Below are 15,408 nucleotides of genomic sequence, written 5' to 3' on the forward strand. Positions count from 1 at the left end.
GGCGTACGCGGCGTCGTATCGCGAGCCAGCGAAACTGTTGCAGTCCGTGCAAAGCCCACGCACCCACATCCCGCCGATTCGCCACGTCCCAGCGCTGATTCCGACGCCAGGCCGCGATACTACGTCCGCTCGCTCAACTCCAGCAGTGTTGCCCGCAGCTTGAGGAGGAACGTGCGTCTTGCTCATCCGACGGTAGGTGCCGCAGATTCCGCATGGACGCGAGCGATTGTCAAGCAGAAGCCCTGCGGGCAACAGGCGAGAATCGGTCAAGACGCCCCCTACCGTCCGCCGACTTCGATCGATCCAAGCGTATGGCCTTGTCCTGGGTCCAGAACAGCTCGGTGACTTCCAGCCGACCAGCTACGTCCGTCATTGTTTCATCTCAGCGGGCGAATGAGCGGTTGGCTACCGCCGTATTGTGGCGCCGCCCCTGCGACGGTGGACGTCGATAGGGTAGCGCTCAGCGGCCCGTCCACACGTTCGAACCCGGGGCCCCGATGAGGAAGTCTGCATGGCCAAGGTTGACCTTCTCGCCCCGAGCCGGGCGGGCGACAAGTTCCACTACTACTGGGCAGCGCGGAAAGCCTTGGAACTCTTGCGCCCAGGAACCACGCGAACCGAGCTGGTGGTTGAGGGTCGCGCGCCGTCGGATCGCGAGACCGATGCTGATGAGGTGATCGACGTCGCCGAGTACTTCACCAGCGATGCACCTCAGCGCGTTATTTATAGCCAGCTGAAGCACTCCACACGCCAGCTGAACATCGAATGGACTCTGTCCGATTTCGGCGACGTGATATCGCGATTCGCAACCATATGCGCTGACTTGCTCAGCGCCGGATCGATTCCGATCGCAGCCATGGCTTTCAGGATCGTGACGAACCGACCCATCGCGGCGTCCGTCGCCGGCACCGTGCAGCGACTCGTTTCAGGAGGATCGGACAATCCATCGACGAGAGCTCTCCGGCGCTACATCAAGCCACTTGGGACGAATGCGAACGCATTCCTAGAGCGACTGGAGTTCGATGACACCGAAGTCGGTGTACTCGAGCAAGTGGATCTCCTCTCGCTCGAGAGCAGCAGCTTTCTTGTTGCAGCGAGTTCGGATCTGATGCTGCGGCTGAAGGAGGTCGTGGCCGATCGGGCAAGTACCGAGGGTCACCCTCCGATCCGGCGTGCCGACGTCCTGATTGCACTTCGGGTCGATGAGAACGATCTGTTGCCGGCGCCGACCGTGCTCGATGCCACGGGCCTGATCGACCGAGTCGCCTACGAGAAGTTGAGGGACCGGATCGTCGAAACGCCCGGCTCGTATGTCGTGCACGCCGCAGGAGGCGTTGGCAAATCGTCATTCTCCGCCTGGTTGCACGCACGCGGAAATCAGGGCCATGAGGTCGTCGTTTTTGACTGTTTCGCGGGCGGCAGCTATCGCGAAGTCAGCCAGCTCCGACACGACCATCGTCGAGGACTCACTCAGATCGCGAACGAACTCGCTACGAGAAATCTGTGTGACCCGTTGCTGCCGACGGGGACAGCCGACACCACCCAATACATGCGTGCATTCCTAGTCCGCGTCAGCGAGGCAGCGGCGGTCCTCGACCGCCGTGGAAAGCGTCTAATCATCGTTGTCGATGCCGCCGACAACTCGGTGATGGCCGCTGAATCTCAGATCGGTTCGACTGCCTTCGCCCCCGACTTGCTGCGCGAGAAGTTGCCCGAAAATGTGCGGATCGTGCTGACGGCACGGACCGAACGCGCTGCCTCGCTCGCCGCGCCACCGCAGGCCATTCACCTTCCACTTGACCCACTCACCGCTGCGGAAAGCCGACGAATGCTGTCGCTGAAATTCGATGGGGTGACCGAGCTCCAAGCTTCGGAGTTCCATGAAGCCACCTGGGGTAACCCTCGCGTCCAAGCGTTCGCGATCGGGGCCGGGACATCGGTTTCGAGCGTCCTGGGTGGCCTTTCAAAGGTGGGCCTGTCGAATGCAACTGACGCCCTCGACGAGCTGATCCGGTCCACGCTTGCAACGGTTCGAGACTCGCACGGCCCACGCGCCCCCGAAATCGACAGAATTTGCGCAGTTCTTGCCTGCCTCCGCCCCGTGATCCGACTCGCAACGGTGGCAGAAATCGCAGAGGTGCCGGCATCCCTTGTCGAGAGCTTCCTTCTCGAGCTGCCGTTCTCCGTTCAGCGTGTCGGCGAAACGCTCCACTTCCGCGATGAGCCCACGGAGACCTATTTCCGGCATCACCTCATGCCGGACGCGGAAACACTTGACTTGATCGTCGCACGGGTTGAGCGGCTCGCTCCTGAGAGCTTCTACCTGGCGTCGGCACTGCCGCAGCTGCTGTGGGAGAGTAACCGACATGCAAGCCTCATCGACCTTGCTCTCGCAGATCGAGCACTCCCGGCTGCGAGCAACACAGAGGCGAGAGAGGTGGCCGAGAACCGCGCGGTCTACGCGCTAAGGGCGGCAATAGAACTCCAGGAATGGGGTAGCGCCTCTCGGCTCGCACTTCGCGCCGGCCGGCTAAACGAAGCAAGCACCGTCCGCGACCGGGTCGTCTCCGAGAACTGCGACCTCGCCGGCTTTGCTCTCGACCTCGAGATGGCCGACAGGTACGTGGCGTCCCGCACACTCTCAATGGGGAATCCAGGATTCAACCTCGCTCGCGAGGGTCTGCTGCTTGCGATGCGAGCGGACTCACGGGGTGCAGCGCTCGGACGACTGCGGAGCGCCCATGAGTGGATGCTCTCCTACTCTCGGCAGCCCGATCGGGCTGCCGATCAGCCCAGAATTGCCATCTCCGACATCGCGGATGTACTCCTCGCCCGCCTACTACTCCATGGCCCTACCGGGCTGGAACAAGAACTTTCCCGATTCCGCGACTGGGTCCACTTTGGGGCGATGCGGATCGTCGCACGTCGTTTCATGGACCAAGGCGACCTGAAGGTGCTTGAGGAGTTCTTACAAGCCACCGGCCATCGACTCGCTGTCCTTGCGTGCTGTCAGGAGATCTGGGCATGCGATCGCATCCTCGGCGATGCCGCTGCCCACAATGTCGCCGCGATCCTCAAACGATCTAGAGCGCGATTCCCGATCGAGGATCGAGACGACCCTGATGTCGCACTTGGGGCTGTGCTCGGGGCGGTAGTACTCACCCTGGAGACGAAGGAGCTTTCGAAGGAAATCGCGCTCAGAGTGCTTATGCGGCATCTGCCAGCTCAGCCTCCTGCGTATCTTGGAGATCCGCACCACCGGGATCGATTGGCGTACGCGCTCGGCTCGGCCCTTGCAGCGGCGTTGAAGGATTCAGCCCTCAATAAAGACTCTCTAGCATCGGAACGGGTCCGAGATGGGCTCAAGATTGAGTCCACGTCAGACCGCGAGACGCGCGACTACCGTGTCAACGTGGTTCCGACCATCCCCTGGCTGAACGCGTGGGCCATTTCGGTCCTCGGTGATCCGATCGACATGGCGGCCCTACGGCCGAGCCTGAAACGCAAGCTTCCCGCCGGCCACGATGCGCCACGGCTCCATGCCAGATGGATGTTGCGTGTTCAAACGAGCTTCTCCTCCAAGGGACTCATCAACACCTCGTCGTTGGAACGTTGGGTGCGCGTTAACGGCGGACTACTCGGAGACGCAGTCCTAATTCGGGCCGCGCGGGCCCTGCGATACCAGAGCCCGAAAAGGCGGGCTGTAGCAGGCCAAGTAGTCCGCTTCGTCGAGACGCGGTCGCGATCGCAGGTCGAAGGCGCAGCCGCGAGGACAGCGCTGTACGTCGACCTTGCCAGAACCTGCTGGGCGCTCGAGCCCGAGAACGCGCGTGCGTATTTCCTTGAGGCTCTCGACTCTGCCGAACTCGTCGGAGATCAGATCCACCTGCAGTGGCGCGCCACCACCGAGATCGCCCGGCTCGCTGCGCCCGCACAACCCAGCACCGCACAGATGGTTCGTATCGCACGGGCGAGCGAGGCGATCCAGCGAGCGGACTTGCTAGAGCTGAGCCCCGCTGAAACGCTTCGCGCGATAGCAGCGGTCGATCCAGTTGCAGCGATCGATATCACATCCCGGTGGCGAGATCGCCGAATCGCGACGCTCGAGCAGTCTCTGGCCGGCCTCCTCCGCGAGGATGGCGATGCGCTTCGCGCGTACCCTGACCTCGCCCTCGCCGTTGCCGCGCTGCACAGTGAGGCCCTCGGCACCCTTCTCACCAATAGTTCGACATCTCAGCAAGAAGCCGCCCTGATGCATGCCATTTCTGTGCTTCACAGGCGTGGTGTTTCGCCCGAGTCTGACCAGGCGCTTTGTACATTCGCCAGCACGCTCGGCCGACCGCTTACCTTCCGGCCATGGCGGGGGGACCAGCGCTCCTACACCGATCTCGGCTACAAGGAGCCGAAGAGCGATAGGCGCGACCGGAGGCGCCGCGCACGTCGGACCAGACAGCAGCTCGCGGCTCTCCACTACAGTGACCAGCTCACCTGGCAGCAGGCATTCGCTCTCTCGACCTATGAGAACGGTCTCGATCGCACGGCGGTGTTCACCATCGCCCTGCCGCCGATCGCCACCAACGACCGGTCGAGGGCGATCCGGTCGCTAGCGGATGCAATCGAGGATCGCTACATGGGGCAGGCCGCGATCGAGGCGCTGCACGCGCTGGAAGGTGTTACAGCTCCGGAACAACGAGCGATCAGGGACGTGGTCGGCCAGATCGTTACGAGGTTCGCGTTTGACGTCGTCACATCCTCCTACCAGGCACTTCCTCTCCCTGAAGCCGCGCTGATGCTTGACCAGCCCGTCGAGCACGTCATGGAGCGGAGCTTCTCAGTGTGGACTCGAGCAGAAGAGCCGACTTCGGTTGAGGGCTACTACGCAATGAGCGTAAATTTGGCCGAGCTTGCTGGTTCGGAGGCGACGCTCCCGCTCCTGGACGATGCCCTCGAGCAGTTCGACGCGGTAATCCGAGCAACATCTCTCGATTTGCCTCCAGTCGACGTCCCAGGCTTGTCGAACTCGATAGCTGCGGCCACCGCGCGCTTGGTGTGGGGTGCACTCGCCGACCCCGCGACGGCCACCCGCTGGGATGCGGCGTTTGCAGTCCTTGGCCTCCTGCGAGTCGGCCAGCACGACGTCATCATCGAGCTGAGCGCGCTCGCAAGGGCCGGAGGGGACTGCCAAGCCGGTGATCCCGCTTTCGAGTTCTATGCTCTGCACGCAGACTGGTTCCTCCTTATCGCCTTGCGCCGGGCTGCCGTTAGCTCAGAACTGGTCGATCGCCTCCGACCATTCGTGCCGTTCCTTGAACGCGTACTCGCCGCTCCTACTCACGCGATCCTCACCCCGCTCGCTCTGCAGGTAACCGCTGCGATCGACGAACGCACACCAACCTCGTGGCCTCCGCTCGAACCAGTCCAGACCGAATGGAGCTATCGCGGCCGGGATCAGTTCAACAAGCCCGAGGTCGATTATCGGTTCGACTGGGATTTCCGCGAGAACCAAATCCATCACCTCGCTGATGCGTTCGGTTTGGACCGGGAGAAGGTCGAGCGCGAAGCCAGCGACGTCATCACTAACACTTGGCGACGGGCGGAACGCGGTGAGCGCGACGAAGACGCACGGCACCGCATTGGTGTATTTCGACATGAAGAGACGTACGACCGATATGCCAATCCGCCGGTACACGACCTCGACCACTATCTCTCGCTGCACGCGCTCATGACAGTCGCCGGGCAGGCCGCCGAAACATACCCGGCCAGACAACACGAGGGCGACGATGTAGACGAGTTCACTCACCGTTTGCAAGAGCATCGGATCGTTCGCCCCGACGGCTACTGGATCGGCGAGACGCGTGTGTCACCCCCATTTCACTCCATCGAGGAGGGCGGCGACGATCATCTCTGGAGATGGGGCGTGCAACCTGAAGACTTCTCGTCCAACCTCCTTCACTCAGACACGAGCTTCGTCTGTTGGGCTGCGTACGACTCTTCGGGCTACTCACGGTCCGAGAGTGTGCGGGTCGAGTCCGTCCTCGCGCCTGCCGCGCTCGCGTCCGCCTACACTCGCGCCCTCCAGCTCGATCGCGACCTCTGGGACTTCCGAATACCCACCACGAGAGAAGTCGACGAGGACGACGACGATCTCCTTGAGAGTGACGGCAAGACTCGTGATGAAACCGACCCATTCACCCTTCAACCGTGGGTGCGTCTCGTCGATGGTCGCGACGGGCTCGATAAGCACGATCGGGCGGTCGGCAATCTCACCTATCCTCCTCCGCTCCTTGACGCTGAGATCGTGAATGCGGTTGAGGACGCAACACCACCGCGGGTGACGTGGCGAGATGGCGACGAGCGCGTGGTCGCCTGGTCAGAAGCATGGGACGATCACGGCTCTCGCGATCGCGGAAGATCTGGATCGCGACTCACCATGACCTACGGCCACCTAGACACGCTCTTGACAGCCCGCGAGCTAGCTTTGGTCTCCGTTGTATCAATTGACCGGCGGCTCAGTGGGCGGTCGCGTGAAGGTATCCATGAGGAAGGGATTGATCGAGTTGGGCACTACTTCCGAGTCTTCGAGTACCGGCCTGAACGAGGATGGATTGATTTCCGAGGACGTCCTCAAACTCGGTAGGGCGCTGTCCGCGGAGCTCGACGAAACTGACACTCTGGGCCGTTGGATGGCGCATCATCTCAGCGATTTGTTGGACCGACGACTGGCCGCAGAGAATTCGGCCGACGATGCCGAGATCGCCGAGTTGGTGCTGCGGCTCTGGGCAAGCCGAGCATCCGCGCCGCTCAGGCATCAGCCGTTCCTGCGCTATACCGAGATACTGCGGTTCATCGATCGAATTGATCGCCTTGCATCCGGCTACCCATTCCCGCGCGCGGAGAATGCAGACCGGCCTCCCGCAGACAGCAACTTCGAGAGTATCGCTATGGAGCTTGTGAGCCTGAGCGCAGCGGCGGGAGCCGTCTCCTCGGCTATGCTCACGGAGCTTCAGTTGCACGCGGCCAACGACGAATCGTCGTGGCGGTCTTATGCCGACCTGCTGGGTGGCGGCGAGGCGGACGAGGCGCTCCGAACCCTCCTCAATCGAATGGTCGCAAGAAGCGCAGGCCCGGACGAACGCCGAGCAGATCTCCTCAATCGACTAAGGGATTTGGAGCAGGGAGCACGCGCTGCCCGGAAAACGATCGAACATGTCGAGCTCGCGAAGATGGATTCCGAGCACGGTGAAAGCTCCGCCTCGACAGCCCGGTCCTCGCGGATAACGAGATCAAGCACATGAGTTTCCTGATGAGCTCGGGACTGGCCACTAGAGCCGCCGGATCGACCCTCTAGCTTGCGGCCAGAGGGCGAGCCGGACGAATCTCTCACGTCTCGTGGCAAACGCCGGTCGTGTGGCTGCGAGCAAGTGGCGCCCGCGGGACGGGCCACGAGGTGATCAGGCCCCATCAGGGTGCAACGGAGACCTTATCGACGCAGACCTGCTACTGGTACAGGCCGGGGTCTTGTGTCGATCGTCAGGCCGCGCACGGACATCTGCGCGGCTCGCGTGGCTCTCGCGAGCCCGCGATCGGCGCGGTCGCGATCTATCGCGGCGACGAACTGCTTGCGCGCATCACCCACCTCGGCCGCGACAATGTGAACTCGATTGGTTGCCCGACCACGAGTCACTCCCACGTAGACGCTCGCCGCGCCCATTGCATCACTGATCACTGTGTGTGACTCGTCCACCGTCAAACCCTGCACCCCGTGGGCAGTCGCCGCGTACGCGAGGTGTGTGTGCTCGGTGGCGTACTCGGCAGGCAGCCTTACCGTGCGCGGCCTTCTCCCGCCAGCGTCCGCAGCAGCCCAGACCGCACCGTCCTCGCCCACCCTCCGAACGACCCAGATCTGCCGGTTCGCCACTCGCACACCAGATTCGTTCCGCCGAGTCTGAATCACATCGCCGCGTCCGATGTCCAGCCCATCGCTTCCGATCGCCGTGCGGCTGTCGTCGACATCGCCGGCCCGCGCCCGCTCTGAGCGAATCCGTGCGTTAAGCTCGCGCGCCTCGTCGTTCGTCGCAACGGTCATCGCGCAACCTTCGCGCCACTCGCGCGCAAGCGCCTCGAGCTGCGCGTCCGGGCTTGCATGAATCACAACAAGACCGAGCGTGCACAGCCGATCGAAGACCGCCTCCGGATGATCCCCGCGCCGCATCTGCACGGTAATCGCCGCGTACTCAGGGTCGACGAATCGGTGCACCGCCGTCATGCGATGCACGCGGGGCAGCAGCTGCGCGGCCATGTCGAGCACGCCACCACGGCCGACGGCGGCGAGCTGCGCACGGTCGCCAACCAGGGCGACCGTGGCGCCGGCCTCATCGGCGATGGTCAGCAGCGCGAGCGCGGTGTCCTGATCCAGCATGCCCGCCTCGTCGACGATGATTCGCTCGCCGCGGCGCAGTCGAGCGGATGCTGCGGGGCCGGCGTACGCGGAATCCGTATCAGGGTCATGGTCGCCGATGGCGAGCCGGGTCCACACGCCATCGCGATTCCAACGCCACCCGTAAGCGTGCACGAGCCTGGCGACGCTGTCGGCTGCGACCCCGAGCTCCTGGTGCGCAACGTCCGCAGCCTTCTTCGTCGGCGTGACCACGCGGGTCTTGCGACCCTGCATGGCCGCCGCCTTGATGGCAGCGGCGAGCATCGTCGTCTTGCCCGCGCCGGCCGCACCCTCCACGGCGACGAGCGATTGAGCGGATGACACGGCCGCAGCCGCGCGCGACTGTGCGGGGTCGAGTCGGAGTCGCCGCGCGATGCGCGATATGTCCGGTGTGCGTTGCTGCGGCCGTTCGGCGCGGGCCGTGAGCAGATCGCGCAGCCGGGTCTCGACATCGATGACGTGCACGCTCGTCAAGTGCGCGACGTGCTCGGGGCGCGGCCCATCTGGCGGCAGCACCGAAAGGCAGTTCTCCTCCGCGAGTTCCGTGGCGAGGGTGGCGAACTGGCGCAGTTGCGTCGGGTCGGCGAGCACGCCGGCCTCCGTCATGAGGTGCGACACGTGCTCCTGGATGTCGTGCACCGTCCAGGCTGACGCGGCGGCCGCGCAACGATCGAGCGCGCGGGACGCGACATCCTGCACGCTCAGTTCATCGAGCGCGACGCACCGATGCGTTGACACGCGCTCGAGATCAGGTCGATAGCCGGATGCCTCAAGCTCGCGTCGCCACGCTTCCTCACTGCCGAGCTGGGTCGGCTTCTTGTGCGGCCGTTCGTGGTCCCACGCCATCGCGGTCAGTCGCGACATCGCGGCCGGCCCGGGTTCCTGACTCGGATGCGCCGCACGCCAGTCCTTCTCGAAGTGCGCCAGATTGCGCGCGACCTGCTCGGCGCGCTTGCTCATCGCCGCGTTGAACGGCTGTAGTTCAGGGACCTCGGCCGTCACTGGATCGAGCGTGAGGCCATGCGCATCGAGCGTGGCCGCGAGCCGCGGGTGCGCCGCGATCACGGCCGTGCCGAGCGCGCGGATCGCGCCTTGCTGCCGGAACAGCGCTGCCGTGTCGAGACCTCGCCACGCGGCATCCGCCCACACCCGCGTGCCGATCTGGAAGTGGATGTGCCGGTGCGGGTCGCCGGCTCGCGAGGTCTTGTGCGAGACCGCGACGGTCTCGAGCTGCTCGACCGGCACCACGCGTTGCGCCCCGCGCGGGCCGACGCGGGTGACCGAGTGCTGGCCGAGCCAGACGCGAATCTCGGCGACGGCGTCGCGTTGCGCCGCGTCGAGAGCATCGGATACCTCGGGGTGCAGCGCCGAGGCGATCGACAGCGACTTCGGCGCGTTGACGACCATCTCGGCGAACCGCGGCGATCCGTGACGAGCGTCGCCAGCTTGGCGGGGCGTTCCCATCGACTCGCCGGTGAGCGGGTTGATCCAGTCGACCCACTGGGCGTACTGGTCAGGGGCGAGCGCGCCCTCGCCGATCAGGTCGCCGCTGCCGTCGACAACGGAGAACTCGGCCAGCGCCGTGCCGCCTTCGAGGTAGTAGTCGTCGGCACGTGAGCGATCGGACTCGAGGTAGCGGCGCGCGTCGGCCCCGGAACCCCGGTACAGGATCACGCCACCCTTCATCGCCTTCCTCCGAGCTAGCTCAGGTTCTTGCAACTACCTACGGTAGCATACGTCCATTCGCACCACTGAAATGGGTAATGACGCGGGTGTCGAGATGCGGCAACCGGTAAGCAGTCCGCACGGGTACTCTGCGTGGTGCCTGCTTTTGCTGCTCAGCAGCCTGCGACGATTGGGCAATTGTGCGTTGACGGATCCCCTTACGCTCCATGCGCGGTAAGGGTCGCATGCGTGCCAACGAACGTCGCCGGGTTCTCGGCACTCGCGCTGTCGGCGTAGCGGACGTGACTCCGGCGGATCACTTTGTGCCAGGACCACCATCAGAAAGCACCATTGCTGCGAACTTGGCTATGGCTCGGGCCCGAGTCGCTTCAGGTATCGAAAGCAGAATGTTCTGCCGATCGGTCTCGTTGAGGAAGCGGCCCGCGCTGGCTCCGACCCAGTCGTGCAGGGCATGGGACCATGCCTCGGTGCTCGCGCTGGCAACGTGGCCAATAAGCCTCGCGTACGAATCTGGTGTGCTCCATGACGTTGTGATCGCGGTCTGCGTTCCGTGGGCGACTCCGGACATCGCCTTGTAGAGCGGCCCGATATCAGGGATCTCTTGCTCGATGCGTTGCGAGTAGTTGACCGCAACCTTCGCTCGCGCCTTGTTGTGACCTCGGCCGACCGTTATCTGCGCGACGTACTCCTGGATGACGCCGTGCTTGTTGCCCCGCTCAACCGTCAGATCGCCGCCGGGCTTGCGCAGGTGCTTGACCAGCTCCTCCCGAAGCTCCTTCATGCGAGCCACGTCCGACGGCTGCGCGTCGGTGATGCTCCGCTGCACGATTGCGAACATCGTCGCGTAACCCCGGGCCGCGCGCTCGTCCGAGGACAACCCGGGGTGCAACATCCAAGATGTCGATGCGGCGACCTCGGCGATGGCGCGGGCAATCACCATGGCCGGAAGTGGGTGGAACATCTCGTCACTCAGAAGGTGCTTGAGTCCGGTTAGGTGGGAGACCATCGCATTGCACATAGTCTCGACGTGCTCGAGAAGCTGCTTGAACGCCAGCAGGTGCTCACCGTTTAGAGCGCGGGCCTCGTCGAGTCGACAGGGGCTGGAGGTAGCAGCTGCAGCGATGCGGTCGTTCAGCTTCGCCGAGACGCGCTCGGCGTGGGCAACGCACTGCGACACTAGCCGCGTGGTTGCTGCGGCCGCGAGTTGGAAGCGGTCGTTTGAATCGTCGGTCACAGTATCATGATGACGGACGCGCAAATGAACGACTCTCGGTCCATGCGCGCAGTCATTCCCTCAGCAGGTAGTGGCCGCCGGGGGACGGTTCGTGCGTACCGAAGCGGCCCTCTCTGCGTCGGCGCGCCACGGTGGAGGGTCGGGGTGTCGCAGGGTGGTGGCTACGATTGAGCTCGCGCTGCGGCCGACTTCATCGCGGCGCAGACGCCTCGCGGAGACTGTTGAGCGAGTCAGCATCTTGAGGGGGGCTTGCAGTGTGGATCACGGGGGATGTTGAGATCCCGCAGCCGGTTGTCGACGCCCACGCAGATGGCGACTTGGTATTCTTTGTCGGCGCCGGAGCTTCGATGGGACCGCCGTCGAACCTGCCCTCGTTTGAGGGTCTCGCCAAGGCCATGGCGGAGAAGGCGGGGGTGCCGTTCTCGAATGACGGCGGGCTCGACTTCTTCCTCGGTTCGCTTCCCGAGGGTTTCGACACCCGACGCCATGTGCGCGACGAAATACAGAGTGGAACTCCGGCATTCAATCCCGCCCACACTGCCATCGCGCAGCTGGCGGCGACGAGCGGGAAGTTTCGGGTCGTCACCACGAACTTCGACCTTCACCTCGAAAGTGCCGCCGCCGCCGTTGGTGTGAACCCCGCCGATGTCTGGCATAGCCCCGCACTCCCCATTGGTTCCGATTATGCCGGGCTGGTGTACTTGCACGGGTCCGTGCGTCGCCCGCCCGATGAGCTGATTGTCACGGATCGAGACTTCGGCCGCGCCTACATCACAGAGGCATGGGCTACGCGGTTCCTGTTGCCGATGTTCGACAAGCGCACAGTAGTGTTCGTCGGGTACAGCCACGAGGACACCATCATGCGGTACCTCGCGCTCGGGCTCCCCTCCAATACCCGCCGGTACGCGTTCACCAATGACGGGGACGATCCGAAGTGGGAACATCTCGAGATCACTCCCATCCGTTACACGCTCCGCGGTGAACGCGACCACGGCAATCTCGAAGACGCTCTGACTACCTGGGCGCAACGCGCCAGGATGGGAGCGCTCGAACACGACGCTCGGGTCCGGGAGATCATCAACGGAGACTCGACGACCCTCCCGCTGCCCGAGCGCGACTACCTCATCTCCCAGATCGAAACCGAGGAGGGAGCGCGACGCTTCGCCTTGCATGCGACCGAGCATCGCTGGCTGCGATGGCTCGAGGGCACCGACATCTTCAAGGCTCTCTTCCAAGGAGGCCCCGCCTCCCCTCCGAGCAGCGTCCTCGCACATTGGTACTCCACCTTCATCGAGAACCCCGAGACGAGCGATCTCGCCCTCCACACGGTGCAGCGCCTGGGACGACGATTCTCCGACGATTTGCTCTTCTCCGTCGCGCTCGCGACGGAAGCGCTCTTCCGCATCAATCCCGACCGCGGCTCACGATGGCGAGTGCTCTTGATGACCTCCATCGAAGGACGTACCGCCCCCGGAGATCCGGGTTCCGCGCACCGCTTCGCGCGCGACGGAATGTCGAACACTCGTGCCATAGTCCGGTCCGTGCTGCGCCCCTACCTCGTGCTGGAGCGGGGATGGCTCTCAGATAACGACAGCAACTATCCGCCGAGCGCCGACCTCGGATGGCCCCTTAACCCGCGAGACCTGCACAAAATCGTGACCGAGCACGCGATATCTGCAGACTCTGGCGACCCACGAACCCTCAGCTTCTTCGAAGAGGCACTCCACAGCGCATACGACCTTGTCGCCGCGTACAACGGAGCGAGTGAGCACGCCAGTTTCCGCTTCAGCAGAAGCCGGATCGAGGACCAGCCGCAGCATCGCATCCACCACATCGACTCCATGATTGACGGGCTCCGGATCGTCGGAGAGCGTTTGCTCGACGACGCGCCCGATCTGCCAGACCGGTGGTGGCTGTTCGACCGCGTCCTGTTCCGCAGACTTGCACTTCATCTCATTGCCGAAGACACCAACCGTTCCGCGGATGACAAGGTCGCCTGGGTGACGGACCGGGATGCCACCTTCCTGGGTGGGGTAAAGCATGAAGTGTTCCGGATACTCGCAGGTACGGTTGCTGAGGCAAGCGCCGCATCGCTGGCGGCGCTTCTCGAGGCAGTGCGGCGAGGCCCACGGTTCCCCGCGGGGGTCGATGACGTGGACCGGCATATCGCCTACAGCAAGTTCAACGTCCTGATCTGGATCACCCGCGCGGCACCGGAATGGGCTGAAGCGGCAGCCGAACTCGCTGCGATCCGGGCCGAGTACCCCAACTTCGCGGAACGAGAAGCGCCCGACCAAGATTTCACGGTCAGCACCGGCACCTGGGGCGGGGTTCTTCCCATGGAACCTGAGGACTTCGTGGGGATGGTCACGTCGGACGGGGCTGACGCTGCTCTGAGTTCAGTTTTGGCTCGCGACTACACCGAACGCAACTTCAACGAGCCCACGTGGGACGACGCGCTCGACCTTTTCGGTCGTGCGGCCAGCGAAGACCCTGCATCCGGTCTCCAACTCCTGGAAGCGCTGCACTCGCTTGACCACAAGAAGCAAGGACAGATTCGGAACGCGATTGTCTCCGGCTGGGCCGAGGCTGTCATGACTGAGCCGGCGAGGCTGAGCGTCATCGAGGCGCTGTCCCAAGATGCGCTGCTCGCCGGCTCTCCCCGGCCGGTGGCGCAATTCCTACTCGGCCAGATCCGCCAGATCGTCGACTCCGGTGCATCCACCTCCGCCAATCGTTTGCGAAACCTTGCACAAGGTCTTCTCGCGAAGAACGAGGACGACGAGAACGCGTTCCCCATCGGATACGACGGGCCGATGCTCGCTCTGAACTCCTGGCCTGGCGAACTCGCGACGTATTGGCTGACAGAGATCGACCGACGCTGGCGCAGCGACCGCGACGGCTGGGGTGGCCTGAACGACCACGAAACTGCGGCACTCCGGACACTGCTTGCACTACCGAATTTGGTGGCAGCGACTGCTCCTGCCGTAGCCCGCGAGCTGTTCTTCCTTTTCGCTGCCGACGAAGCCTTCACCACCGACAGCGTGATCCCGCTGTTCACCGACCCAACCACCATGGTCGGAACCTGGAAGGCATATCTCTACGGGGCCCGCATCAACGACCGGATGCTGCAGAACGGCATGTTCACCGCACTCTTGAGCATGTGGGAGCGGCTATCCGACCTTGATGATGAAGCGCTGATTCAGCGGTTCCTCTCGCTGGCCGCGTCCATCGCCATAAGCGCAGGAATCTCAGCCGCTGAGCGCAGAGGACTGTGTTTCGCGAGCGTCACCGCTCAGGGCGGCGTGCACGCGCCCCGCTTCGCGCAGGAGGTCGCCCAAGAGCTGGCTTCCGGTGCCGAAGACGGAGAGACCGCCTGGGTGACCTGGTTGCGAGGTCACTTGGAAGATCGCTTGAACGGTGTTCCCCGGGACCCCGACGCAGCGGAGCTGGCTGCGTGGGCCGACGTCATTCCCCTGCTCGGAGCACGCATTCCGGAGGGGATCGTCACGTTCCGCGATCGCGCGCCGGGGTTGGACCCGGACAATCTGAGCATCGACATCCCCACCGAGGCGCTCGACGCGCACGGATCGGCGCTCGTTGCGTTCTTGACGGAACGGGTCTCGAACACTGAACCGAACAACATGATGCTGGCGTACCAGCTCCGTGAACTAGTGGAGAGCCTCAGTTCGTCACTCTCCTCCGAAGAGCTCGGGCCGCTCGTGATGGCAGCGCGAGAGAAGGGCTACTTGCTTCACGAAGACTGACTGCCGCCCCCTTGAGGCGCGCCGCCGCGCGCGACCCGGTCGATCGATGCGCCCGAGTGCTACGCCTCGTCTTCCAGAAGGTCCATTAGCCCTGAGCTGTACGTTCCTTGCGGATCTTCCGAAGGATCGTATCGCTCGCGATAGGTCTGAATCGTTTCGCGCCATGCGTTGTGCGCGCCCCTAGGGGCGCGCCCATTGAAACGGCTCGCCCTGTCCGGTAGCCGCGATCAGGTGGCCCTCCACGCGCGATCCGCGTTGCCTCGTTGCGGAGCTGCCCCAGAATG

At 64.0% G+C, this 15,408-nt stretch carries 5 protein-coding genes; 3 read left to right on the forward strand and 2 right to left on the reverse strand.

Features of this window, described 5'->3' with window-relative positions:
* The first annotated feature begins 511 nt into the window (after positions 1-511).
* Complete coding sequence (locus tag ABD164_RS13310) at positions 512-6,637, forward strand: hypothetical protein (protein WP_344296775.1); 6,126 nt, start codon at positions 512-514, stop codon at positions 6,635-6,637.
* Positions 6,606-7,295, forward strand: a complete 690-nt coding sequence (locus ABD164_RS13315) for a hypothetical protein (RefSeq protein WP_344296776.1) — start codon at positions 6,606-6,608, stop codon at positions 7,293-7,295. The genes ABD164_RS13310 and ABD164_RS13315 overlap by 32 nt, the downstream gene beginning before the upstream one ends.
* Before the next feature lie 185 nt (positions 7,296-7,480).
* Here the strand turns inward: ABD164_RS13315 and mobF are convergent, their stop codons facing one another.
* Complete coding sequence (gene mobF / locus ABD164_RS13320; RefSeq protein ID WP_344296777.1) at positions 7,481-10,123, reverse strand: MobF family relaxase; 2,643 nt, start codon at positions 10,121-10,123, stop codon at positions 7,481-7,483.
* 295 nt (positions 10,124-10,418) lie between these two features.
* Positions 10,419-11,357 (reverse strand): hypothetical protein, encoded by a 939-nt coding sequence (locus ABD164_RS13325; protein WP_344296778.1) that lies wholly within the window; start codon positions 11,355-11,357, stop codon positions 10,419-10,421.
* A 254-nt stretch (positions 11,358-11,611) separates the two neighbouring features.
* On the opposite strand from ABD164_RS13325, the gene ABD164_RS13330 reads away from it, so the two are divergent.
* Positions 11,612-15,124, forward strand: a complete 3,513-nt coding sequence (locus ABD164_RS13330) for an SIR2 family protein (RefSeq protein ID WP_344296779.1) — start codon at positions 11,612-11,614, stop codon at positions 15,122-15,124.
* Positions 15,125-15,408: the final 284 nt, after the last annotated feature.

The organism is Agromyces neolithicus (assembly GCF_039529735.1).
GTDB classification, from domain to species: domain Bacteria; phylum Actinomycetota; class Actinomycetes; order Actinomycetales; family Microbacteriaceae; genus Agromyces; species Agromyces neolithicus.

Coding starts and splice junctions, on each gene's coding strand:
- mobF (WP_344296777.1), bottom strand. CDS start 10,123: ATGAAGGGTGGCGTGATCCTGTACCGGGGTTCCGGGGCCGACGCGCGC.
- ABD164_RS13310 (WP_344296775.1), top strand. CDS start 512: ATGGCCAAGGTTGACCTTCTCGCCCCGAGCCGGGCGGGCGACAAGTTC.